Here is a 24,309-nt window from a genome sequence, read left to right as displayed (position 1 = left end):
GCTTGTTTCAGGTGTTTTACTTTACTTATCAAACTGCACTTCCTCAATCAGATACTCGATAAAGCGCTCGCCCATCTTGGATAGGCTGGCTTTTTCGTGCTGGATATAGACCAGTTCGATCGGATCATCGATATCCAGAGGGATGGAGACGATATTATCACCGTTGAGGTTGCTGTTGAGAATACCGGTCGCAATCGTGTAGCCATCCAGACCGATCAAAAGGTTAAACAGTGTTGCACGATCGCTGACGACGATGGACTTTTTGTGGTGCTCTTGAGAGAGAATTTCCTCAGAAAAGTAGAAGGAGTTGTGAGTACCTTGGTCATAGCTGAGATAAGGGAAATCTTCCAAGTCTGACAGTTGTACCAGCTTTTTCTTGGCCAGCGGATTGGACTTGCTGACAAAGATATGTGGCTGAGCTGTGAAGAGGTGGGTCGCAATCAGATGGCTATCATCCAGCATTTTAGAAAGAACATCGCGGTTGTAGCTATTGAGAAAGAGGACGCCAATCTCGCTGCGGAAGTTCTTCACATCATCAATGATTTCCCAAGTCCGAGTTTCCCGCAGAAAGAGCTCGTATTTCTCCATGTCGCTTTTTTTAAGCAGGGAGACGAAGGCATTGACCACAAAGGCATAGTGCTGGGCAGAGACGCTAAAAAGCTCGCGGTGGGCGACAGGATTTTTGTATCGCTCTTCTAAAAGCTGAGTCTGCTCCACCACTTGGCGGGCATAGGAAAGAAACTCCATGCCGTCTTTGGTCAAGGTAATTCCTTTGGGATTGCGAATGAAAATCTCGATGCCCATTTCATTTTCCAAATCCCGCACGGCGTTGGATAGACTAGGCTGGGTGATAAAAAGTTGCTTGGCAGCCTCATTCATGCTTCCGGTCTCGACGATTTTGATAATGTAGTGTAATTGTTGAATTCTCATAGGTCTATTTTATCACAAATTGGGGATTTTTTCTTGATAAATCAGAAGTTTAGAAAATGTTTGCTTGCTAAAGTTTCCTATGCTAAAATGAAGGAAATAAGGAGGGCGATATGGCCAAAGAGGATGACTATAAAAATCGTTCGGTAGTTGGACCAATTACTATTTTTATAGTCTTTATGACAGTTTGTATCATGCTTCCACTTGGGAAACTAATGCTTATGTGGGGAGCTCACGCTGTTTATAAGGATTTGGAGCGAAAGAGTATGTCCTCGTCTATTTATCAAAAGTCACTAGAGGAGCTTAAGCTAGAAGAGAAAGTTTTAGAGAGAGGAAAGTCTCGTTTTAAATGGACAACGGATGACATCATCAATCTGCAAATAAAGGACGCCGCTGCTGGTCAAAACGGAGCTTCTCTGGACCAAGTCCTTGAAAAACACGGCAAGGCTTCAAGCTTTTTTTATACTGAGAGCAATGGGAATATTGAATTAAGCTATGTCAGTGAGGGTATTCAAGGCCGTCATAGTCATTTAAGGTTGACATTTGAAAAAGATGGAGCAGGCTATCATCTAATTAGAAAGAGCGCGAATATTCTTGATGAGGCCTATCCAACTTTGCCTCAGGGAGATAGTCCCCATCTCTGGACCAAGGCTGATATTGCTGCTTTACAAGTTCGTGACGAGAGCACAGGCAATCCTGGTATGTCCTACGAAGAAATCATTCAATTATTTGGCCTACCTAGAGAATCAGAAGTGTTTATTTCGCGCTTGGACGCAGCAGATAGCCAGCATATTGGCTTGGAACTCCAATACTTAACTTCAGATGAAAGATATAATAATGAATGGGTTCATTTAATCTTTCATCGTCAAGAAGATGGCGTCTTTCGGTTGACGACAGTTACTAGTCATATCGATAGAAGAGAAAGATAGGAGGACTTATTGCCTCCTTAGGCAGCCAAAGCAAGCAGAAAAGACGGGGAATTGTGCTTTCTTCTGTATAAACAGACTGAAGTACATTTTGCAATCTCGATCTATTCGTGATATGATGAGTTTTTAGACTGATAAGGAGCAGTGATGAAGAGACAAGAAGATTCGTTTGAAGATATTGCTTTTGAATTAGAAAAGCAAACCTATAAGTCCAAGTTTTTACCAGTCATGGTAGTAGCTATTGTTGTATTTTCTCTCATTGGAACAGCTTTTTTAACACTTTCTCTGTCAGGAAAAAGCAAAGTTAAGCAGGCGCCAATTTCGTCTAGCCAGATTAGTTCATCATCAAATAGTTTGGAAGATGAGAAAGCTGAAGCAGAACAATTGGCTAAAAGTCTTATCGTTTCTCCAGAAAAAAGCGGTCCCTTTCTTTGGACAGTTGAAAAGGCAGTCGCGCTTCCCATAAACAGATACAAGGGCGGAGCCGTCTTGGAAGATGTTTTAAAGGAATTTGGGAAACCAGTTCAAGGTGGGGCCTGGATTGATTTTTTGCCAAATCATAAAGTTCAAAAACATATTCGCCTTATCTGGAAATCGAAAAATGGTAGTACGGGCTATATAGCCTTAACCTTTGCTGAATTTGATGGTGTCTATAAGGTTATTTCAAAATACCACTTTAGCCTTTCAAGTGATAAAATTCATGTGGATAACAATCCTAAAAGATCCTTTTTATGGACGCAAGCATACATCGATAGTCTTGTTATTGGTGCTAGAGAAGGAACAGCTAAAGGTACACCATATGATGAGATTGTTTTAAAAGTCGGCTTACCTCTATATCAGACGATTTCTGGAGACGACAATCAACTGAAGATGCGGGTTGATTATGTTAATCCAGATTCTTGGCAAAATCCAGAACAATTGAAAAGAGTTCATTTAGAATTCTACAAGCAAGAAGATGGTAGATGGCGTTTGGTGTCTAAAGAAAGTGAGTAAACTAAATCGATAAGAAAGAGGAGGAAAATGAGGAGAAGTAGCAAGAAAAAACGTGATCTTCATTCGTTTAGAGAGATCAAAAGAGACCTTTATCGGCAACAAAAGCTAAAACGAGAAGAGCTCAGAATGATGACGATGAAGGAGGAGAAAAAAAGAATTAGCTTGGCTTTTACCCTTCTTTGTTTGGCAATCTCTTTTGCTTTGTTCTTTGGCTTCTATTATTTATCGCAACAAGTTCCTAATAAAGCTGAACTGAAGTACAAATATGACGATAAATCCTCGTCAGTTAGTGGAGACAGCTCGGCTAGTCAGCAAAATGATGATGAATCAAAATTGACCCAAGAACAAAAGGACTGAAAAAGAAAATTGTTGAGGAAGATGAAGAGAAGTTTGCTTTTAATTGGACATTGGATAATTTTGTAGAGCTCAAGGTGGAAAATGGGGGGACTAATAGCCCAACTTTAGAAGAAGTCATTGCGAAATATGGTAAGGGTTCAGCTGTGAGTTTTGCTACAAAAGGATTGACACTAACTTATAAGACAAGAATTATAGATGTTCCTAGATATGGCTCATCGGGACATCCTCAGGAGATTCGTTTGAGCTTTTATGATCCTGATTCAAATGGAAAGACCTACTATTTGATAAATAAAAGTGCAGTATATTTAGATGACAGTAGATATCCTTCAGCGACGAAAGATGAATTTGTCTTTAAGTGGAAGCAAGAAGATATGGATACATTAAAAATAGGTGATAGCCAGCATGGCAAAGGCGGGATGACTTATCAAGAGGTTGTTGAGCGTTTTGGACTTCCTTCAGAACTTAATATTTATGGAAGTGGCATGAGCGATAGCCCCTTATCACTACAGGCCAATTATAGAAACTTTCGAAATATAGAACGAAAATATGATTCAGTAACCTTGACTTTCAAGAGGCAGGAAGATGGCCGTTTTTATCTGGCAAATGCAAATAGTGAATTTGACAAGAGCTGGTAAGACTGTGATTCCTTGGAGAAAATTTGAAAGTTCTAATGTTTTTTCTATCTTGACAATCCTTATCGCTAACGATATAATGTTTACAATTTAACCTTTAATCAAGTCCAGTGAGGCTGCAAGGTAGGAAAAACGGTATAAGGGGCAATTTGACTGCCTTGTTTTTTGCGAAACCTTGCTGCGGCGAGGTTTTTTCTTGTAGAAAGTGAGGATGTCATGGTTAGTGACAGTTGTAAAAAGAGATTTGGCAAGATTATGCTGGAGCAGATGGAGCTGCTGGAGCAAGTAGAAATTGCGCCTCAGATTTTTTCGATGCGCCTGAAAGGCCAGATGGTGAGCCAGATGCAGGTCGGGCAATTCCTGCATATTCGAGTGCCAGATGATAGCAAGCTGCTGCGGCGTCCGATTTCTATATCGGAGATTGACCGAGAGCAACGTATCTGCCGGATTATCTATCGGGTCGAAGGTGGCGGGACGGCTATTTTTTCTCAACTTCCAGTTGGGTCTTTTCTTGATGTTATGGGGCCTCAGGGAAATGGCTTTGATTTGTCTCCGGTAGCAAAGGGCGACAAGGTCTTGATTATTGGTGGTGGTATCGGTGTACCTCCTCTCTTGCAAACGGCGAAAGAACTCCATGCTAAGGGTGCCCACGTTACAGCAGTATTAGGCTTTGCCAATCAATCTGCGGTTATTTTGGAAGAAGAATTTCGTGAGTGTAGTCAGTTGTTTATCACTACAGATGATGGCAGTTACGGACGAAAAGGCTATGTATCAACCATTGTCGATGAGCTGACTGAGGATTTTGCTGCGGTCTATTCTTGTGGCGCACCCGGTATGCTCCAGTATGTGGATCGGAAATTTCATGATCATCCCCATGCCTATCTATCAATGGAGTCTCGGATGGCTTGTGGCATGGGCGCCTGCTATGCCTGCGTCGTTCATGTAGCAGGTCAGGATGAAGCGGTTAATAAGCGGGTCTGCGAAGACGGACCAGTTTTTGAGACTGGAAGCATCGTGCTGTAGGAGGATAAAGAAATGACTGAAAATCGTTTAAAAATTTCTCTGCCAGGATTAGAGCTGAAAAATCCAATCATTCCAGCTTCAGGTTGTTTTGGTTTTGGTCAGGAGTATGCCAAATACTATGACTTGGATCTATTGGGCTCTATCATGATCAAGGCGACGACGCAACATCCCCGCTTTGGCAATCCAACGCCCCGTGTGGCCGAAACGCCAGCTGGTATGCTCAATGCTATCGGCCTCCAAAATCCAGGTGTAGATGCAGTTTTGGCCGGAAAACTTCCTTGGCTGGCTCAGCACTATCCAGACTTGCCTATTATTGCCAATGTGGCCGGTTTTTCCAATGAAGAATATGCTTATGTATCTGGAAAAATCTCCCAAGCTCCCAATGTCAAAGCGATTGAGCTCAATATTTCCTGCCCCAATGTAGACCACGGCAATGCGGGGCTTTTAATCGGGCAAGTCCCTGAGCTAGCCTATGAAGCAGTAAAGGCAGCAGTTGCTGTCTCCCAAGTCCCAGTCTATGTCAAATTGACCCCCAGCGTGGCAGATATTACCCAAGTGGCCAAAGCAGCAGAAGAGGCGGGCGCGAGTGGCCTGACCATGATCAATACCTTGGTAGGAATGCGTTTCGATTTGAAAACGAAGCGGCCAATCATTGCCAATGGAACGGGTGGTATGTCTGGTCCTGCTGTCTTTCCTGTGGCGCTCAAGCTGATTCGTCAGGTTGCTCAGTTCACCAAACTGCCAATCATTGGCATGGGCGGAGTTGACTCAGCAGAGGCGGCGCTGGAGATGTTTATCGCCGGTGCGTCAGCTATCGGCGTTGGAACGGCGAATTTTACCGATCCGTATGCCTGCCCCAACATTATAGAAAAGCTTCCGCAAGTTATGGATAAATATGGCATTGAAAGCCTAGAAAGCTTGAGAAAAGAAGTCAGAGAAAATTTACTTTAAGCTCGATTTTCTCTTGACAAACTTCCCAGTAAATTATAGAATGTTTAAGATAAAACCTTTAAAGAAGTCCAGAGAGGCTCTAAGGCGCATACGTTTAAAATGGCAGATTCTGCCACATTTTCGTGTAACCTTGCTCTCGGGCAAGGTTTTTTCTATGGTTGTAATCATTTTTATAGTAAGTAAAAAGCAAGGAGAAGAACTGCATGCGTGAAGAACGTCCTATTATCGCCCTAGACTTTCCATCTTTTGACGATGTCAAGAACTTTCTGGAGCATTTCCCTGAAGATGAAAAACTGTATGTCAAAATCGGCATGGAATTCTTTTATGCCATTGGTCCAGAAATTGTGCATTATCTGAAAGGCTTGGGACATAGTATTTTCCTCGATTTGAAATTGCACGACATCCCTAATACCGTGCGTTCAGCTATGTCTGTTTTGGGAACATTCGGCATTGATATGGTGACAGTTCATGCGGCTGGTGGCGTTGAGATGATGCGAGAGGCCAAGAAAGTTCTCGGCGACAATGCTAAGCTGGTAGCGGTGACCCAGTTGACTTCGACCAGTGAAGAAGATATGCGCGACTGCCAAAATATCCAAACAACCGTGCAAGAATCCGTTGTCAATTATGCCCGCAAGGCCAAGGAAGCTGGGCTGGATGGGGTTGTTTGTTCAGCCTTGGAAGTTGAGCTCATCAAGGAAGCTACGGCGGACGATTTTCTTTGCGTGACGCCAGGTATCCGGCCAGCAGGTGCTGAAATCGGTGACCAAAAACGGGTCATGACGCCGCAGGAAGCTCATCAGATTGGCAGCAATTATATTGTAGTTGGTCGCCCGATCATTCAGGCTGAGAATCCTTGGGATGCCTATCACGAGATTAAGAAACAGTGGAATAGCTAAATAAGAATTTTAAATGAAACGAATAACAGATTTATAAGGAGTGAAAAATGACTTTAGCCAACGATATTGCACGCGACTTGTTGAAAATCAAAGCGGTTTACTTGAAACCAGAGGAGCCTTTTACTTGGGCTTCTGGGATTAAATCACCGATTTATACGGATAACCGAGTGACTTTGGCCTACCCAGAGACTCGGACTTTGATTGAAAATGGCTTTGTTGAAAAAATTCGCGCGGAATTTCCTGATGTGGAAGTGATCGCGGGTACAGCAACGGCAGGTATTCCTCACGGTGCTATCATTGCCGACAAGATGAATCTTCCTTTTGCTTATATCCGCAGCAAACCAAAAGATCACGGGGCGGGTAATCAGATTGAAGGTCGAGTGGCTCCTGGTCAAAAGATGGTTGTGATTGAAGATTTGATTTCCACTGGCGGCTCTGTTTTGGATGCTATTGCGGCAGCCAAGCGTGAAGGAGCAGATGTGATTGGTGCTGCAGCTATCTTCACCTACGAATTACCAAAAGCAGATAAGAACTTTGCGGATGCAGGTGTGAAATTGGTGACCTTGTCTAACTACACAGAGCTTATCCACCTGGCTGAGCAAGAAGGCTACATCAATGCAGAAGGATTGGCTTTGCTGAAGAAGTTCAAAGACGATCAAGAAAACTGGCAAAATTAAGAAGTTACGAGGAGGCGGGATGAGGAGAATCCTGTCTCCTTTTTAGGATTTACGTGGCCTCTGCTCACTTTTTAAAATAGCAAAAAGTGCCTGATTTTGTTATAATAAAGCCATGTCTAAGATTTATCATATCACTTTTTTGATTCTGCAAAAAATCATGCTGGTATTGAGTCTTCATTGGCTGTTTACAGCTATTTTTCATGTGTCTCAGTTGAGTAGTTTGGCTCTGATTTTGTTTGGAGTCTTGGCCTTTCTAGCGGATCGCTATCGGCTTCAGCTCAAGGAGTCTTATCATTTTCTAATGAGGCATAAGTTGGCGATTGTCTTGGCAGCTCTTATTTTTCAGCTCATCATGCTCTTATCGGCTGAGCTTTTGATTCGACGGGACGCAGCGGTGGTTTTCACAGGAGCTTTCAAGTACCTGAAGGAGTTATCCATTTCTAGCTACTTGACGCGCAATCCCAATAATCTGCCCCTCTTTCTCTATGAGCGTTTCTTCTTTAACCTTTTTGGTGAAGCAGCTCTTTGGATTATGCAGGGACTCAATCTTTTTTACGTCAATATTGCGTCTTGGATCCTCTACAAAGGCTGTCAGCGATACTTTTCGCAGGCTACAGCAGATGCAGTTTTTAGCCTTTATATGGCCTTGGTCGGATTTTCGCCTTACTACATGTCCATGTACACGGACATTCCCCCCTTACCTTTGATTAGTCTACAGATTTTTCTAGCTCTGAGCTTGTTGGAAAATAAGGGAGATAGGCGCCAAATCATTTCTAGAAGCCTTATATTAGGGCTTCTGACTAGTCTTGCCTTTCTGATTCGTCCGACAGTGATGATTTTGCTGGTTGCTGTTTTTGGAGTTCTGTTCTTGAGACAAAACTGGAAAAAGTTTTTCTTAACTGCGGCGATCTTTGGTCTAAGCTTTTCAGCAGGTTATCTTCCGCTTCATTATGGCTTAGCCCACCAGACAGAAGTGCCGATCATCCAAGGCCAAGGACTGGCCAAAGGGCCACTTCTTTTCATCAATCTGGGGCTAACCAATATCGGTCACGATCAGGAGGACATGAAGGAAGGACTGTTGCAATACGTTGAGCCTGACAAGCGAGCTGACTACAATAACGGCATGTTTGCCAGGGAAAATGTCATCAAAGAAATCAAACGCCGCTTGAAAGAATACACTCCGCTGACCTTTCTACAGCACCTGTATTATAAACACTCTTTGACAGTTGCTGAAGGAAATTTGGGTTGGCTCTATCGCAGTGTTGAAAATGAAAAGACGCCTTATATTTCACCACTTTATGAGTTTACAAAGGACAATGCATTCGCCCAGTTTATCCGAGATTTCTTCCTCAATTCTGATAAGGATAGTTTTCGATTTTATTCGCTGATCAAGCAAGCGGTTTGGATTGTCATGGCTTTGGGGCTGGTCTTTGCCCTTTGGAAATATCGACCAAACGATTCCTTGAATTTCTTAAGCTTGGCAGTCTTTGGTGGCCTGCTCTTTCTGCAGATTTTCGAGGGAGGCAAGACCCGTTATCTGATTCAGTTTTTGCCCCAGATTTTGATTTTATCTGCTGTGGGTCTAGCTCAGTATCCTCAAGGTTTAGACAACATTCGCTTTTGGAGTAGAAAGAAGGAGTCTTTAGAATGAAAAGACCTGTACCTATCTACGAACCGCTTTATAGCTTGAAACCTATCGCTGAGAATATCTGGATTGTCGACGGTGATTTGATTGAGATGGATGCAGTGGTGACAAAGTTGCCTTTTTCAACCCGCATGACTGTCATCAAGTTAGCAAATGGTCATCTCTGGTGTCATTCACCAATCCAGCCAAATCAAGCCTTGTTTGACCAGTTGGACTCTTTGGGACCAGTTTCGCATCTTGTTTCTCCAAATAAGATTCACTATGCATATATAGCTGACTGGAAGAAGCGCTATCCTGAGGCAATTGCTTGGTCTAGCCCAGGAGTTGAGGAGAGAGCGGCCAAGCAGAAAATTCTAGTCACTTTTGATGAAAAACTGACGAATGAAGCTCCAGAAACTTGGGGAGGTCAGATAGATCAGTTGGTTTTCAAAGGAAGTGCTTATATTGAGGAAGCTATTTTTTTCACAAGGACAGTCAAACCTTGATTTTGACGGATTTAATTGAGAATTTTGAAACAGAGCATTTTCCAAATCCGTTTCGCAGCAAGGTTTATAAGTTAGTTCGTGTTGCAGCTCCGGATGGCCAGACGCCTATTGACTACCGTATGACCTTTATCGGTCATCAAAAAGAAGCTAAGGAGTGTTTGAAGCGAATGCTGGCTTGGCAACCGGAGAAAATCATCCTAGCTCACGGTTCTTGTTTTCTGGAAAATGGCAGAGCAGAACTCAAAAGAGCACTTAGGTGGATAAGATAGGAAAGGAAAATACTTGTTGCCTTGTTCCAAGGAGGCTATCTCTAAAATATTATGATAAAGAGAAGTTTATTTTTAAATTTTATATATAAAACTGTCTTTCTTCTACTTCTGATTTTGCTGACCGTTTTTGCTTTTTCCTATTTGAATTATACAGGAAGTGGATTTGTATGGGAAGAAGCAAGTAAGATCGATAGAAAAATCGCTTATATGGGACTTGTTGGTGGAATTTTTATTTCTGGTTACGCTTTTGCTCGCTTTCTTGAATTAACTGAGCATATCAGCAGGCATAGAAAATATCTTAAAAGAATGACGGAGGAATTATCTCCAACTCCTGATTTTGAAACAATAGAAGAAGAGGCTGACTTTCATGACAAAGAATTAAAGCTTTTGATTTATAAGAATTGCCTCATCACTTATCATAACTATTTCTGTTTTAGGAAGATGGATTCTCAAATTTGGCAGATTTTCGTGAATAAATATCAGAAATATAATCGAAACAAGGGCAAGAAAACCAAGTCTCTTTTGCCGCCGAAGTTCTTCCTTATTGTCAGAAATCAAGACTATAGAGAACAGTTTATGCCACTTAGGTACAAAGAGAAAAATTGGAGTCGCTTTAGTTCTTATCTAGCCGACCATTATCCGGCCATAGAGCTAGATGAACAAGTTCGTGAAATTGAGACGACGTAAGGAGACATATATGCAGCATTCAGCTTGGCACGCTTTGATTAAGGAGCAGCTGCCGGAAGGTTATTTTGCAAAAATCAATCATTTTTTAGACGAAGTGTACGCTTCTGGGACCATTTACCCACCTCGGGACAAGGTTTTTAATGCGATTCAGACGACAGATTTAGCAGATGTTAAGGTGGTTATTTTAGGGCAGGATCCCTACCACGGACCGAGACAGGCACAAGGCTTAAGTTTTTCGGTACCTGATGATATTCCAGCTCCGCCTTCTTTGCAGAATATTCTCAAAGAACTGGCTGATGATATCGGAGTGAAAGAGTCGCATGATTTGACTTCCTGGGCTCAGCAAGGGGTTCTTTTGCTCAATGCTGGGCTGACAGTGCCTGCTGGTCAGGCCAATGCGCATGCCGGCTTAATCTGGGAGCCTTTTACAGATGCTATTATTAAGGTCGTTAATGCAAAGTCAGATCCAGTTGTCTTTATACTATGGGGTTCTTACGCCCGCAAGAAAAAAGCCTTGATTAGCAATTCCCAGCATTTGATTATCGAGTCAGCTCACCCAAGTCCGCTGTCCGCCTACCGTGGCTTCTTTGGCAGCAAACCTTTTTCACGTACCAATGATTTCTTAGTGGCTAAGGGCTTGGAGCCAATTGATTGGTTAGCATAGGAGGTAGTATGGTTCAGTTAGCAACGATTTGTTATATCGATAATGGTCGGGAGTTTCTCATGCTGCACCGCAACAAAAAGCCCAACGATGTTCATGCTGGGAAATGGATTGGTGTCGGTGGTAAGCTAGAGCGAGGAGAAACCCCGCAGGAATGCGCAGCACGTGAGATTCTAGAGGAAACAGGTCTAAAGGCCAAGCCTGTCCTCAAAGGCATCATCACTTTTCCAGAATTCACTCCCGACTTGGACTGGTACACCTATGTTTTCAAGGTGACGGAGTTTGAGGGAGAGTTGATTGATTGCAATGAAGGGACTCTGGAATGGGTGCCTTACGATCAGGTGCTTTCAAAGCCGACTTGGGAAGGAGATCATACCTTTGTTGAATGGCTGCTGGAGGATAAGCCCTTCTTTTCGGCTAAATTTGTTTATGATGGTGATAAACTACTCGACACGCAGGTCGATTTTTACGAATAAAGGAGATACAAAATGCTACTAATCAAGAATGGCCGTGTAATGGATCCTAAGTCTGGTCTGGATCAAGTGTGCGATGTGCTGGTGGAGGGCAAGAAAATTGTCAAAATCGGCCAAAATCTGGAAGCGACTGATGCCCAGGTCTTAGATGCCAGTGGTTTGGTTGTGGCTCCTGGTTTGGTGGATATACATGTTCATTTTAGAGAGCCGGGCCAGACTCATAAGGAAGATATTCATACGGGGGCCTTGGCAGCAGCAGCAGGTGGTTTTACGACCGTTGTAATGATGGCCAATACCAATCCGACCATTTCTACAGTTGAAACTCTGAAGGAAGTGCTGGACTCGGCTAGTCGTGAAAATATCCATATCAAGTCGGTCGCGACAATCACAGAGAATTTTGATGGACAGCATCTGACAGATTTCCAAGGTCTCTTGGCAGCTGGTGCAGTAGGTTTTTCTGATGACGGTATTCCACTGACCAACGCTGGCATTGTCCGTCAAGCCCTCGTAGAAGCACGCAAAAACAATACTTTTATCAGCTTGCATGAGGAAGATCCCAACCTCAACGGCATCCTCGGTTTCAATGAGCATATCGCTAAAGAGCATTTTCATATCTGTGGCGCGACAGGTGTGGCCGAATACAGTATGATTGCCCGCGATGTTATGATTGCCCACGATGCTAAAGCTCATGTGCATATCCAGCATTTGTCCAAGGCTGAGAGTGTCAAGGTTGTCGAGTTTGCCCAAAAGCTAGGAGCACAGGTAACAGCTGAAGCAGCACCTCAGCACTTCTCGAAGACAGAAGCTCTGCTATTGACCAAGGGCAGCAATGCTAAGATGAATCCGCCTCTGCGCTTAGAATCGGACCGTCTGGCCGTTATCGAAGGGCTCAAGTCTGGTGTTATTTCTGTCATTGCAACGGACCATGCTCCACATCACGCTGATGAGAAAAATGTTGAAGACATCACTAAAGCACCTTCTGGCATGACTGGCCTTGAGACTTCGCTTTCTCTGGGGCTGACCTACTTGGTAGAGGCAGGGCATCTTAGCCTCATGGAGCTCTTGGAGAAAATGACAGTCAATCCAGCTAGTCTCTACGATTTTAATGCTGGTTTTCTAGCCGAAGAAGGCCCAGCTGACATCACTATTTTCGATCCTAAGGCTGACCGTTTGGTCTCCGATCATTTTGCCTCCAAGGCAGCCAATTCACCTTTTGTTGGCGAAGAGCTGAAAGGCCAAGTCAAATATACCATCTGCGATGGAGAAATCGTCTTCCAAGACTAGTAGATATTCATAGAAAGTCAACGTTCCATGTCATTTTGGAACGTTTTTCGTATTAAGAAGAAGGATTCTTTGAAAAGGCATTCCCTTTTTACAATAAAAACAGTATAATAGTAGAAAAAACATAGACTGGAGCTTTTATTTATGAAAAAGAAGCATCTTATTTTACCTGTTTTGTCCACGGTTCTGTTGGCGCCTGCCTTTTTGGACCATCAAGTTGTTGCGGATGAGGTTCAGCCAGCAACTGCTGTGGCAAATGTGAACGAACCAGCTCAAAAACCGGCTGAAACGGATTTGGCGCAAGCAGGTGGAGTTTCTGCCGATGAAGCTAGTGTTAATGCGGCCATCGCAGCTAATGCTCAAGATGTATCAGGAGCGTCTGATGCAAGCTTGCCTGAAGCTACCATTCTTCATACAAACGATGTGCATGGTCGTATCGTCGAAGAAAAAGGTGTTATCGGAGATGCCAAACTTGCAACGGTTATCAAGGAAGAACGTGCGAAAAATCCTCAAACGTTGGTCGTAGATGCAGGAGATGCTTTCCAAGGCCTACCAATTTCTAATAGCTCCAAAGGGGAAGAACGCGCGAAGATCCTCAATGAAATCGGCTATGATGCTATGGCGGTCGGCAACCATGAATTTGACTTTGGTTTGGATGAGGCTAAAAAATATAAAGAAATCCTTAATTTCCCACTTCTCAGTGCTAATACCTATGCCAACAATGCCCGTGTGTTCCAAGCATCAACCATTGTGGACAAGGATAAGAATGTAGAAGGTGATGAGTTTGTCGTGATCGGGGTGACCACTCCTGAGACAGCTACAAAAACTCACCCAAAAAATATTCAAGGTGTGACTTTCGCGGATCCAATCACAGAGGTTAACCGCGTGATTGACGAAGTTGAAGCACGTGCAGCAGCTGAAGGCAAGACTTACAAAAACTATGTCGTTCTGGCTCACTTGGGTGTGGATACTACGACCCCAGTTGAATGGCGCGGTTCTACCTTGGCTGAAGCCCTTTCTAAAAATGCCAAGCTGAAGGGCAAGCGCGTTACAGTGATTGACGGCCATTCTCACACAGTAGAGTCCACTACTTACGGTGAAAATGTGACCTACAACCAGACTGGTAGTTATTTGCACAATATCGGTAAAGTTACTTTTAAGGCCAACCAACTTCTGGGCGATCCTCAGCAAATCCCAGCTGCAACAGCTAAAAAAGCTAGTCCAGATCCAGTTGTAGCAGAGATGGTTAAGAAAATTAAGGAAAAATACGATGCAGAAAATGCCAAGGTAATTGTAGCCAAGAGTCCTGTGGAGCTTAACGGGGACCGTGAAAATGTCCGCGTTCGAGAAACTAATCTGGGGAATGTGGTAGCCGATGCCCTCTACAAATATGGCCAAACAGGCTTTGCCAACAAAACAGACTTGGCTGTGACCAACGGTGGCGGCCTACGGGAAACCATTGCCAAAGACAAGCCCATCACAAAGGGAAGTGTCATCGCTGTATTGCCTTTTGGAAATACCATTTCACAAATCAAGGTAACTGGTCAGAATATCGCAGATATGTTTGCCAAATCTTTGGGTTCCATTCTGCAAGAAAAAGATGGGAAACCTGTCTTGGATGAAAACGGCCAACCATTGCTAGAGCCAAGCGGCGGTTTCTTGCAAGTCTCTGGTGCCAAAGTTTACTATGACACAACTCTGCCAGCAGAGAAACGGATTCTTCGCATTGAAATCAAAAACAAAGAAACAGGTACTTATGAAGCCCTTGACTTGGCTAAGACCTATTACCTGACAACCAATGACTTCCTAGCAGCAGGTGGTGATGGTTATACCATGCTAGGTGGTGCGCGTGAGGAAGGTCCATCTATGGACGTGGCCTTTGCAGAATATCTGGAAAGTGCAGATTTGACAGCCTATGCAGCAATTAATCCAAATTCTCGCACGATTTCTATGTCTGCTAGCAAGGATACAGATGGAGATGGTTACACAGATATCGAGGAAATCCAGCAGGGTACTGATCCAAAAGATGCCGCTTCTAAGCCTGGACAAAGCAACCCAGCAAATCCTACCAATCCAACAAACCCAACTAATCCAACAAATCCAATCAATCCAACAGTTCCAACAAGACCAAGCAATCCAGTGGTTCCAAGCCAACCTAATCATCCAGTTGTGCCTGAGACAAAACCACAAGAACAACCTTCTGTTGAGAAGCCAAATACAGCTCAGCCAGCAGCAAATAAGGCAACTTATCAAGCTCCAGCACAGGTTCGTCCGGCAGAACTAGCAAGCAAACAAGGTACTCTTCCGAAAACAGGAAACAAGAATCCTGTTCTTCTTTCCCTCTTCGGACTGGTTCTGGGAACCTTAGGCGTATCAAGCCTGAAAAAAACTCAAAAAGATTAAAAAAATGAGGCTGGGACAAAAGTCCTAGCCTCTCAATTGTTTTTTTTTGATTGTCGAGCAAGACGCAGTGGTTGAGTGGGCTCTACTACGCTGATTTCATCAGCATTTACAGCCCTACTCAACTGTGCGGAAGTGGGACGACGAAATCGAATTCTAACGAATTACCGATTTCCGTCCCACTCTCATTTTTTTGGATTTTGCTTGGTCAGGTTGATGCCCCAAGGGATTAGGTTTTCAGTTTTATTTCGAATCCGCTGGATATTGTCGCGATGACGAAGGATGATAATAGTCGCTAAGAGAATGATAATCAGGGTAAAGAGGAAATCATAGCTAGGTAGGATAAAGCCTAAAGCAGGAAAAATCAAGACAGACAGGATAGCCACGCTTGCAGAAACCACGCTGGCTAGAGAAATCATACTTCCCAGATAGAGAGTCGTCACAAAGACCAATATCAGATAGATAAAGAAAGCTGGTGAGAAGCCCAGAACGGCTCCAGCACTAGTCGCCACGGCTTTGCCGCCCTTGAAGCCAGCAAAGATTGGGAAGGTATGGCCAATCACGGCCAAGAGACCAAAAATCAGTGGTGAAATCCCTTCAATATGCAGGAAAAGCGGCAGCAGCGTCGCTAGTGTACCTTTGAAAAAGTCAATGGCAAAGGTGGCAGTGCCGGCCGTCTTTCCTAGGATACGAAAAGTATTGGTCGTGCCAGTATTGCCACTGCCGTATTCTCGCAGGTTCTTTTTAAAGAAAATCTGTCCAATCCACAAACCTGTCGGAATGGAGCCCAGTAAATATGCTAGTAATAATCCAATTATCGTGTTCATCATGATTTTATTATACCATGATTTGGAACTTGGACAAAGGACTATGATAAGAATATTTTAAGTGAATTGTCTAGTCTGATGCTTGCAGCTAGGCTGCCTTTCTCCAAAATCACTTGAAATCCAGATTCTATCAGCCTTTAAGGGGTATTTTGTAGAAAAAAACTTTGCAAAATTTATCAAAAACTTGTAAGATAATAAGGATGACTATCATGCAGGAGGTTCCTTGTGGCAAAAAAGGAAATCAATATTAACAATTACAATGACGATGCCATTCAGGTATTAGAAGGGTTGGATGCGGTCCGCAAACGTCCAGGGATGTATATCGGATCGACCGACGGAGCGGGACTTCACCATCTGGTCTGGGAGATTGTGGACAATGCAGTCGATGAAGCCTTGTCAGGCTTCGGTGACCGAATCGAGGTCACCATCAATAAAGACGGCAGTCTGACCGTCGCAGACCACGGACGCGGGATGCCAGTCGGCAAGCACGCTATGGGGATTCCCACAGTTGAGGTCATCTTCACCGTTCTTCACGCTGGTGGTAAGTTCGGTCAAGGAGGATATAAGACCTCAGGCGGTCTCCACGGTGTAGGCTCCTCTGTCGTCAATGCCCTGTCCAGCTGGCTGGAAGTTGAAATCACGCGGGATGGGACTGTTTATAAGCAGCGCTTTGAAAATGGCGGAAAACCAGTTACTACGCTCAAGAAAATCGGTACTGCACCTAAGTCCAAGTCTGGGACCAAAGTGACCTTCATGCCGGACGATACGATTTTTTCAACGACAGACTTCAAGTACAACACTATTGCGGAGCGGCTGAAGGAATCAGCCTTCCTGCTCAAGAATGTCCGCCTGTCGCTGACCGATGCTCGCACTGGCGAAGAAGTGGAATTTCACTATGAAAACGGGGTTGAAGACTTTGTCAGCTACCTCAATGAAGATAAGGAAACCCTGACTCCTGTCCTCTATTTCGAGGGCGAGGAGAGCGGCTTCCAAGTTCAGGTGGCCCTTCAGTACAACGACGGCTACTCGGATAATATCCTGTCCTTTGTCAATAACGTTCGCACCAAGGACGGTGGGACCCATGAGACGGGGCTCAAGTCTGCCATTACCAAGGCCATGAACGACTATGCCAGAAAGACAGGCCTGCTCAAGGAAAAGGACAAGAATCTAGAAGGCTCGGACTACCGCGAGGGTCTAGCTGCTGTCCTGTCCATCCTGGTTCCAGAAGAACACCTCCAGTTTGAAGGCCAGACCAAGGACAAGCTGGGCAGTCCTTTGGCTCGTCCTGCCGTGGACTCCATCGTCTCTGACAAGCTGACTTTCTTCCTCTTGGAAAATGGCGAGCTGGCGTCCAATCTCATCCGCAAGGCTATCAAGGCCAGAGATGCCAGGGAAGCGGCTCGCAAGGCGCGTGACGAAAGCCGGAACGGCAAGAAAAATAAAAAAGACAAGGGCTTGCTCTCTGGTAAGCTAACCCCAGCCCAGTCCAAGAACCCAGCCAAGAACGAACTCTATCTGGTCGAGGGAGATTCTGCCGGCGGCTCTGCCAAGCAAGGCCGTGACCGTAAGTTCCAAGCCATCCTGCCCCTGCGCGGTAAGGTTATCAATACTGCCAAGGCTAAGATGGCCGACATTCTCAAGAACGAAGAAATCAACACCATGATTTACACGATAGGAGCTGGTGTCGGGACAGACTTCACCCTTGAGGATGCCAACTATGACAAGATTATCATCATGACTGATGCGGACACCGACGGTGCCCATATCCAGACCTTGCTGCTGACCTTTTTCTATCGCTATATGCGACCGCTGGTCGAGGCTGGCCGTGTCTATATTGCCCTGCCGCCTCTCTACAAGATGTCCAAGGGCAAGGGCAAGAGCGAAGTTGTCGAGTATGCCTGGACCGATGGTGAGCTGGATGACTTGCGCCGCAAGTTTGGCAAGGGTGCCATGCTTCAGCGCTACAAGGGGCTCGGTGAAATGAACGCCGACCAACTCTGGGAGACCACCATGAATCCCGAAACCCGCACCCTCATCCGTGTCACCATCGAAGACCTGGCCCGCGCCGAACGCCGCGTTAATGTCCTTATGGGCGACAAGGTCGAACCACGCCGCAAGTGGATTGAGGATAATGTCAAGTTTACGCTTGAGGAGAGTGGAGTGTTTTAGAGTATGAGAGAATTTAAATAGTTTAAAGGAGAAATAGACAAATGGAAGGTATTATTAAAAATTATAATGAACAACGTGGTTTTGGTTTTATAAAAACTAATCAAGGGAAGGATGTTTTTTTCCACATAACGAATTGGCAAAGCGAGGAGTTACCACAGTCAAATATGCTGGTTTCATATTCAGTAGAGGAATCCGAAGGAAAAACGTTTGCAGTTAATGTTAAACTTATGCGTAAAAAGCAAGGCGTAATTGTCCTAGGAAACAATAGAATTAAAATTTCTAATATTAAGTCTTACGGTATAGATTATGAACCAATTCTTCATCAACGGATCCATAAAAGTTTTGATGAAATATGTGAGGATAATGAGAATGCAGATTGGGTAGTAATTTCAGATCAAGGAAATTATATAGATTCAACTCAGCGACTTCTTAAGTCTAGAGAATATTTCAACGATCCAGATTTAATATATAAAAGTGGTGTGAAATATTATGATGATAAAGGGAATATCTGTAAATATATACCCTCATTAATTGAAATAATTTTTAATTCAGTAAAAAATAAAAATTTGATTAATTACAATATAAAAAAAGATTTTCAATTTTTAGAAGTTCCATGTTTATATATAACCACATATCAAGGGGATAACTATCGTTATAATCAGTTAGATTGTAATTTTGATGTGTTTGAGAAGGTTAAAGAAATTGATTCAAATATGTAATCAATGTGTCCGCTTTACAGACATGTCCTCTACAGAATCTAAAGTTTTCACTGAAAAGGCAGGTATTCCCATGAGAACTGAACCCGAAATGCTAGATTTAATTTTGCAAACCGCAAAAGCGCTACAGGTCGAGGCTGTTGCTATGTCCGGCTCGCGGACAAACCCAAATGCTACCAAGGACGAGTTCCAAGACTATGATGTGGTCTATATTGTGGAGAATTTTGATAGTCTGATAGCTGACCTTGCTTGGTTGGAAAGGTTTGGCAAGCGCATGATCGAGCAGCATGTCCTACTAGGCCATCGCCGCCTCTATCTCATGCTCTTTGAAGATGGCAATAGGATAGATTTGACCCTCTGTCCCAAGGAGCACATCAAAGAGTGGGTAGATAGCGAAGCGGATTTCACAGTGCTGGATGACCCGCAGGGGCTGTTTGCTCCTTATGCACCGACACCCAAGCGCTATTGGACGGCACCAGCCAGTGAGACTGATTTTGATAAATCCTGCAATGAATTTTGGTGGGTGTCAGCCTATGTGGTCAAGGGCATTCATCGAAATCACCTGATATATGCGACGGATCATCTGTATGGAATCTGCCAACAAGAATTGCTCAAGCTTTTAGCTTGGCAAGTAGCGGCAGAAAAGGGGGCGGTCGATGTTGGCAAGAACTACAAGTACCTCTTTCAGTATTTGCCTGCTGAGAAAGAGAAGGAATTTACAGCCTTGCTTGACTTTTCCGACCAGAAAAAAATTACCCAGTCTCTCTTAGATACCATGGACTTTTTCCACAAAGAAGCACAAGCTTTCTCTCGCAAAACCGGCTTCCACTATGACAAAGCAACCGCAGAAAAGATGATTAAGTATGCTGAGGAGAAGTTGAAATAGCTTTAGAGACACTTACAAGATGAAAAAAATCTTTGGTTTATAATAGTTATTGAGGTGAAATAGTATGTTGGATTTTATGTTTGGAATATTTGCTATGTTATTCCCATTTCTTCCGATTGTGTCCATAATCTTATCAATATATATTGCCTTACAAAATAATAAACTTGGCAAAAGATTTTATGGTTTATTTTTTCCTGTAATTATCACCATTTGTAATATTTGGTTGTTTCCTATAGATCGGACAGATATGTTTCAGGATGCTTTAAGGTTTTATTTTTTTCTAATTGATTTTTGTTTACCTATGCTTATTTCTTCCACAATCTATCAATCAATACGCTTATATTATTTATACAAATCAATCAAGTGGAGAGTCTTCCCTATAAGTATCTGTTATTTATTTGGTTTAATTTTTCATTATCTTAATACAATGCATTGGGAGGAGCTATTTCGAGGGCAAAAGTTTGTATTTGATATCTTGCTGATATCGACTGCTATAATTTCTTATTTACCTTGTCTATATTTGTACATGCTTCAAAGAAGAAAGAACAATCCATAGGGAATAGTTGCTTTTGGTTAATCTAAATAAGTGTTTGTGAATGATTCAAATAGTATCTAAAAATATTTTTCTTAACTACCAATATTAATGTAAAAATCTACTCTACATTCTTTGAAAGGAGTTGAACACGCCCTAAATACTGTGTGAAAAAGATAAATTCTCTTGTGAGTATCGCTCGCTTTAAGAATTCCCTATTTTCACTTTGCATTTTACGGGCTTAGTATCCTATGTCCAATATTCAAAACATGTCCCTTGAGGACATCATGGGAGAGCGCTTTGGTCGCTACTCCAAATACATCATTCAAGAGCGGGCCCTGCCAGACATTCGAGATGGCTTGAAGCCTGTTCAGCGCCGTATTCTTTATTCCATGAACAAGGACGGCAATACCTTTGACAAGGGCTACCGCAAGTCTGCCAAGTCTGTCGGGAACATCATGGGGAATTTCCATCCTCACGGTGACAGTTCTATCTACGATGCCATGGTCCGTATGTCTCAGGACTGGAAAAATCGCGAGATTCTCGTTGAGATGCACGGAAACAACGGTTCCATGGACGGTGATCCACCGGCGGCTATGCGTTATACTGAGGCGCGTCTGTCTGAAATGGCTGGCTATCTTTTGCAGGATATTGAGAAAGATACCGTTCCTTTTGCTTGGAACTTTGACGATACCGAGAAAGAGCCGACTGTTTTGCCGGCAGCCTTTCCTAATCTTTTGGTCAATGGAGCAACTGGGATTTCTGCTGGTTATGCGACTGATATTCCGCCCCATAATCTAGCCGAAGTCATTGACGCGGTTATCTATATGATTGATCATCCGTCTGCCAAGGTGGACAAACTCATGGAGTTTCTGCCTGGTCCAGACTTCCCGACAGGAGCTATTGTCCAAGGTCGAGATGAGATTAAGAAAGCCTACGAGACTGGCAAAGGTCGCGTCGTGGTGCGCTCCAGAACTGAGATTGAAAAGCTGAAGGGCGGAAAAGAGCAAATCGTCATCACCGAGATTCCTTACGAGATTAATAAGGCTGTCTTGGTCAAAAAGATTGACGATGTGCGGGTCAATAACAAGGTGGCCGGTATTGCCGAGGTGCGGGACGAATCCGACCGGGATGGTCTTCGCATTGCCATCGAGCTCAAGAAAGACGCCAATACTGAGCTGATTCTCAACTACCTCTTTAAGTACACCGACTTACAAGTTAATTACAACTTCAACATGGTGGCGATTGACAATTTCACGCCGCGTTTGGTAGGGATTGTGCCAATCTTAACCAGCTACATTGCCCACCGCAAGGAGATCATTTTGGCTCGCAGCCGTTTTGACAAGGCCAAGGCTGAGAAACGACTGCATATCGTGGAAGGACTGATTCGGGTGCTTTCCATCTTGGACGAAGTGATTGCCCTGATTCGTGCTTCAGAAAATAAAGCAGACGCCAAGGAAAATCTTAAAGTCAGCTATGATTTCACTGAGGAGCAAGCTGAGGCTATCGTCACTCTCCAACTCTACCGTTTGACAAATACGGACGTAGTGGTTCTGGAAGAGGAAGAAGCAGAGCTGCGCGAGAAGATTGCCATGCTGGCAGCCATTATCGGCGATGAGCGCACCATGTATAATCTTATGAAGCGTGAGCTCCGCGAAGTCAAGAAGAAGTTTGGCAATCCGCGTCTCAGCGAGCTGCAGGATACAGCAAACGCCATCGAGATTGATACAGCTAGTCTCATCGTTGAGGAAGAAACCTATGTCAGCGTGACTCGTTCTGGTTATATCAAGCGGACCAGTCCGCGTTCTTTCTCGGCGTCGACCTTAGAAGAGATAGGCAAGCGTGATGATGACCGACTGATTTTCCTCAGTCCGGCCAAGACGACTCAGCACTTGCTGATTTTTACGAGTCTAGGAAATGTCATTTACCGGCCTGTTCATGAGCTGTCAGACATCCGCTGGAAAGAAATCGGAGAACACCTCAGCCAGACCATCAGCAACTTTGATACCAAGGAAGAGGTTATCTATACAGAATTGCTGGATAGTTTTGAGGAAGGCACTTACTTTGCAGTGACCAAGCTGGGTCAAATCAAGCGTGTAGAGCGCAAGGAATTTAGTCCTTGGCGGACCTACAAGTCCAAGTCACTCAAGTTTGCCAAGCTGAAAAATGAAGACGACCAGGTTATTGCTCTGGCGCCGATTAAGCTGGATGATGTTATGCTCGTAACCAAGAATGGCTATGCCCTGCGCTTTAATATTGAGGAAGTGCCGGTTATCGGAGCTAAGGCGGCTGGGGTTAAAGCCATCAACCTCAAGAAGGACGATGTCTTAGCAGCAGCCTTTATCGCCAACACAGACTCGCTTTACATCCTGACTCAGCGCGGTTCACTGAAGCGTATGGCAGTTGCAGATATTCCTGTTACTAGTCGGGCAAATCGCGGTCTTCAAGTTCTGAGAGAGCTTAAGACCAAGCCGCATCGTGTCTTCGCAGCTGGTCCAGTCTATGGCGAAGCAGCAGACTTTGACCTCTTTACAACAGAAGCAGAAGCCAGTGAGGAGCAGATTTTGCAGGTGCTTTCCAATAAAGGAACGGCCTATGAAATCAATCTGACTGACCTCAGCCTGTCTGAGCGCACCAGCAATGGCAGCTTCATCTCTGATACCATTTCAGACGAAGAAGTTTTCTCAGCTTATATCAAGTAATCAACAAGCCAGTTCATACGAACTGGCTTGTTTAAAAAATAAATTTTCAGAAAATTGAAAATAATGATTGAATTTTTCAGAAAAAGGTGTACAATAGGGAGTATCTATAAATTGAAAGATAAGGAAAAGAGGAAAAGACTATGACAGTAAATCTTGATTGGGAAAATCTTGGCTTTTCATATATGAAATTGCCCTATCGCTATATCGCTTATTATCGGAATGGTCAGTGGGAGGAAGGCAAGCTGACAGAAGATGCGACCCTGCATATTTCTGAGTCTTCACCAAGTCTTCACTATGGCCAGCAGGCTTTTGAGGGACTTAAGGCCTATCGTACCAAGGATGGCAGTGTTCAGCTTTTCCGTCCAGATGAGAATGCTAAGCGCCTGCAACGCACATGCGATCGTCTCTTGATGCCGCAAGTTTCAACTGAAATGTTTGTGGAAGCGTGTAAGGCTGTTGTTCGGGCCAATGAAGAATATGTACCGCCATATGGAACAGGGGGAACTCTCTACCTTCGTCCCCTTTTGATTGGTATAGGAGATATCATCGGGGTAAAACCAGCAGAGGAGTATATTTTTACGATTTTTGCTATGCCAGTCGGAAACTACTTCAAGGGTGGTTTGGTTCCAACTAACTTCTTGATCCAGGATGAATATGACCGTGCAGCTCCACATGGTACGGGTGCAGCTAAGGTAGGTGGGAACTATGCTGCTAGTCTCCTTCCAGGTAAAATGGCCAAGTCTCGCAACTTTTCTGATGTTATCTACCTAGATCCGTCAACTCATACCAAAATTGAAGAAGTTGGATCAGCCAATTTCTTTGGAATCACCAAGGACAATGAATTTGTGACTCCGCTTAGCCCGTCCATTCTCCCATCTATTACCAAATATTCTTTGCTTTACTTGGCAGAGCACCGCTTGGGCTTGACGCCAATTGAAGGTGATGTTCCGATTGATAACTTGGATCGCTTTGTCGAAGCAGGAGCCTGTGGTACTGCGGCTGTTATCTCACCAATTGGAGGAATCCAGCATGGCGATGATTTCCATGTATTCTATAGCGAGACAGAAGTCGGTCCAGTGACCCGCAGACTGTATGATGAGCTGACTGGTATCCAATTTGGTGATGTGGAAGCTCCAGAAGGTTGGATTGTAAAAGTAGACGAATAACCCAAGAGCCTTTTGAGGCTCTTTTTAT

The 24,309-nt window shown here is 43.9% G+C and carries 19 protein-coding genes and 2 pseudogenes; 19 read left to right on the top strand and 2 right to left on the bottom strand.

Annotated features, from left to right (window positions below; translation table 11 throughout):
- Positions 1 to 21 precede the first annotated feature (21 nt).
- Positions 22 to 930, bottom strand: coding sequence for a LysR family transcriptional regulator (locus FZ941_RS02770; protein ID WP_005589634.1), 909 nt, complete (start codon positions 928 to 930; stop codon positions 22 to 24).
- Between the two features lie 110 nt (positions 931 to 1,040).
- On the opposite strand from FZ941_RS02770, the gene FZ941_RS02765 reads away from it, so the two are divergent.
- The 14 genes and pseudogenes from FZ941_RS02765 (at position 1,041) to nt5e (ending at position 15,286) form a co-directional block, all read left to right on the top strand.
- A complete protein-coding gene (locus FZ941_RS02765; RefSeq protein ID WP_148886756.1) occupies positions 1,041 to 1,856 on the top strand; it encodes a hypothetical protein in 816 nt (271 codons plus the stop codon).
- 144 nt (positions 1,857 to 2,000) lie between these two features.
- Positions 2,001 to 2,846, top strand: coding sequence for a hypothetical protein (locus FZ941_RS02760; RefSeq protein ID WP_148886755.1), 846 nt, complete (start codon positions 2,001 to 2,003; stop codon positions 2,844 to 2,846).
- A gap of 27 nt (positions 2,847 to 2,873) precedes the next feature.
- Positions 2,874 to 3,838, top strand: a pseudogene (locus FZ941_RS10855) (hypothetical protein).
- A 213-nt stretch (positions 3,839 to 4,051) separates the two neighbouring features.
- Entirely contained in the window at positions 4,052 to 4,858 is an 807-nt protein-coding gene (locus FZ941_RS02750) for a dihydroorotate dehydrogenase electron transfer subunit (protein WP_148886754.1), read from the top strand.
- 12 nt (positions 4,859 to 4,870) lie between these two features.
- Positions 4,871 to 5,809, top strand: coding sequence for a dihydroorotate dehydrogenase (locus FZ941_RS02745; RefSeq protein WP_148886753.1), 939 nt, complete (start codon positions 4,871 to 4,873; stop codon positions 5,807 to 5,809).
- A gap of 203 nt (positions 5,810 to 6,012) precedes the next feature.
- A complete protein-coding gene (gene pyrF / locus FZ941_RS02740) occupies positions 6,013 to 6,705 on the top strand; it encodes an orotidine-5'-phosphate decarboxylase (protein ID WP_015604612.1) in 693 nt (230 codons plus the stop codon).
- Positions 6,706 to 6,752: 47 nt separating this feature from the next.
- On the top strand, positions 6,753 to 7,382 hold the full coding sequence (pyrE, locus tag FZ941_RS02735) for an orotate phosphoribosyltransferase (RefSeq protein WP_125373497.1): 630 nt from the start codon (positions 6,753 to 6,755) through the stop codon (positions 7,380 to 7,382).
- Positions 7,383 to 7,494: 112 nt separating this feature from the next.
- Entirely contained in the window at positions 7,495 to 9,033 is a 1,539-nt protein-coding gene (locus tag FZ941_RS02730; protein ID WP_148886752.1) for a glycosyltransferase family 39 protein, read from the top strand.
- A pseudogene (locus FZ941_RS02725) lies at positions 9,030 to 9,781 on the top strand (DUF4336 domain-containing protein). The gene FZ941_RS02730 and the pseudogene FZ941_RS02725 overlap by 4 nt, the downstream one beginning before the upstream one ends.
- 51 nt (positions 9,782 to 9,832) lie before the next feature.
- Positions 9,833 to 10,468 carry a hypothetical protein gene (locus FZ941_RS02720; protein WP_148886751.1) on the top strand — a complete coding sequence of 212 codons (636 nt, stop codon included), beginning with the start codon at positions 9,833 to 9,835 and terminating at the stop codon, positions 10,466 to 10,468.
- A gap of 10 nt (positions 10,469 to 10,478) precedes the next feature.
- Complete coding sequence (locus FZ941_RS02715) at positions 10,479 to 11,132, top strand: uracil-DNA glycosylase (protein WP_037618097.1); 654 nt, start codon at positions 10,479 to 10,481, stop codon at positions 11,130 to 11,132.
- Positions 11,133 to 11,140: 8 nt separating this feature from the next.
- Positions 11,141 to 11,605, top strand: coding sequence for an 8-oxo-dGTP diphosphatase (locus tag FZ941_RS02710; RefSeq protein ID WP_005589656.1), 465 nt, complete (start codon positions 11,141 to 11,143; stop codon positions 11,603 to 11,605).
- A gap of 12 nt (positions 11,606 to 11,617) precedes the next feature.
- Positions 11,618 to 12,886: a dihydroorotase gene (locus FZ941_RS02705; RefSeq protein ID WP_148886750.1), complete on the top strand. Its 1,269-nt coding sequence runs from the start codon at positions 11,618 to 11,620 to the stop codon at positions 12,884 to 12,886.
- 141 nt (positions 12,887 to 13,027) lie between these two features.
- Entirely contained in the window at positions 13,028 to 15,286 is a 2,259-nt protein-coding gene (nt5e, locus tag FZ941_RS02700; RefSeq protein WP_148886749.1) for a cell surface ecto-5'-nucleotidase Nt5e, read from the top strand.
- Between the two features lie 182 nt (positions 15,287 to 15,468).
- Here nt5e and plsY read toward each other — a convergent pair whose 3' ends face one another.
- Positions 15,469 to 16,113 carry a glycerol-3-phosphate 1-O-acyltransferase PlsY gene (gene plsY / locus FZ941_RS02690; RefSeq protein WP_148886748.1) on the bottom strand — a complete coding sequence of 215 codons (645 nt, stop codon included), beginning with the start codon at positions 16,111 to 16,113 and terminating at the stop codon, positions 15,469 to 15,471.
- A 222-nt stretch (positions 16,114 to 16,335) separates the two neighbouring features.
- Here plsY and parE point away from each other — a divergent pair, with 222 nt between their 5' ends.
- The 5 genes from parE (at position 16,336) to FZ941_RS02660 (ending at position 24,281) form a co-directional block, all read left to right on the top strand.
- On the top strand, positions 16,336 to 18,279 hold the full coding sequence (gene parE, locus FZ941_RS02685) for a DNA topoisomerase IV subunit B (RefSeq protein ID WP_148886747.1): 1,944 nt from the start codon (positions 16,336 to 16,338) through the stop codon (positions 18,277 to 18,279).
- A 41-nt stretch (positions 18,280 to 18,320) separates the two neighbouring features.
- Positions 18,321 to 18,998, top strand: a complete 678-nt coding sequence (locus FZ941_RS02680; RefSeq protein WP_148886746.1) for a cold shock domain-containing protein — start codon at positions 18,321 to 18,323, stop codon at positions 18,996 to 18,998.
- 70 nt (positions 18,999 to 19,068) lie between these two features.
- A complete protein-coding gene (locus FZ941_RS02675) occupies positions 19,069 to 19,881 on the top strand; it encodes an aminoglycoside 6-adenylyltransferase (protein WP_148886745.1) in 813 nt (270 codons plus the stop codon).
- A gap of 783 nt (positions 19,882 to 20,664) precedes the next feature.
- Complete coding sequence (gene parC / locus FZ941_RS02665; RefSeq protein ID WP_148886743.1) at positions 20,665 to 23,115, top strand: DNA topoisomerase IV subunit A; 2,451 nt, start codon at positions 20,665 to 20,667, stop codon at positions 23,113 to 23,115.
- 140 nt (positions 23,116 to 23,255) lie between these two features.
- Entirely contained in the window at positions 23,256 to 24,281 is a 1,026-nt protein-coding gene (locus FZ941_RS02660; protein ID WP_148886742.1) for a branched-chain amino acid aminotransferase, read from the top strand.
- The last annotated feature ends 28 nt before the right edge of the window (positions 24,282 to 24,309 follow it).

Source organism: Streptococcus sp. Marseille-P6264, from assembly GCF_902460355.1.
Lineage (GTDB): Bacteria > Bacillota > Bacilli > Lactobacillales > Streptococcaceae > Streptococcus.
Note: the sequence above shows the minus strand (reverse complement) of the source record. Positions and strands in the feature narration are given on the sequence as shown.

Coding starts and splice junctions, on each gene's coding strand:
- FZ941_RS02770 (WP_005589634.1), bottom strand. CDS start 930: ATGAGAATTCAACAATTACACTACATTATCAAAATCGTCGAGACCGGA.
- FZ941_RS02765 (WP_148886756.1), top strand. CDS start 1,041: ATGGCCAAAGAGGATGACTATAAAAATCGTTCGGTAGTTGGACCAATT.
- FZ941_RS02760 (WP_148886755.1), top strand. CDS start 2,001: ATGAAGAGACAAGAAGATTCGTTTGAAGATATTGCTTTTGAATTAGAA.
- FZ941_RS02750 (WP_148886754.1), top strand. CDS start 4,052: ATGGTTAGTGACAGTTGTAAAAAGAGATTTGGCAAGATTATGCTGGAG.
- FZ941_RS02745 (WP_148886753.1), top strand. CDS start 4,871: ATGACTGAAAATCGTTTAAAAATTTCTCTGCCAGGATTAGAGCTGAAA.
- pyrF (WP_015604612.1), top strand. CDS start 6,013: ATGCGTGAAGAACGTCCTATTATCGCCCTAGACTTTCCATCTTTTGAC.
- pyrE (WP_125373497.1), top strand. CDS start 6,753: ATGACTTTAGCCAACGATATTGCACGCGACTTGTTGAAAATCAAAGCG.
- FZ941_RS02730 (WP_148886752.1), top strand. CDS start 7,495: ATGTCTAAGATTTATCATATCACTTTTTTGATTCTGCAAAAAATCATG.
- FZ941_RS02720 (WP_148886751.1), top strand. CDS start 9,833: ATGATAAAGAGAAGTTTATTTTTAAATTTTATATATAAAACTGTCTTT.
- FZ941_RS02715 (WP_037618097.1), top strand. CDS start 10,479: ATGCAGCATTCAGCTTGGCACGCTTTGATTAAGGAGCAGCTGCCGGAA.
- FZ941_RS02710 (WP_005589656.1), top strand. CDS start 11,141: ATGGTTCAGTTAGCAACGATTTGTTATATCGATAATGGTCGGGAGTTT.
- FZ941_RS02705 (WP_148886750.1), top strand. CDS start 11,618: ATGCTACTAATCAAGAATGGCCGTGTAATGGATCCTAAGTCTGGTCTG.
- nt5e (WP_148886749.1), top strand. CDS start 13,028: ATGAAAAAGAAGCATCTTATTTTACCTGTTTTGTCCACGGTTCTGTTG.
- plsY (WP_148886748.1), bottom strand. CDS start 16,113: ATGATGAACACGATAATTGGATTATTACTAGCATATTTACTGGGCTCC.
- FZ941_RS02680 (WP_148886746.1), top strand. CDS start 18,321: ATGGAAGGTATTATTAAAAATTATAATGAACAACGTGGTTTTGGTTTT.
- FZ941_RS02675 (WP_148886745.1), top strand. CDS start 19,069: ATGAGAACTGAACCCGAAATGCTAGATTTAATTTTGCAAACCGCAAAA.
- parC (WP_148886743.1), top strand. CDS start 20,665: ATGTCCAATATTCAAAACATGTCCCTTGAGGACATCATGGGAGAGCGC.
- FZ941_RS02660 (WP_148886742.1), top strand. CDS start 23,256: ATGACAGTAAATCTTGATTGGGAAAATCTTGGCTTTTCATATATGAAA.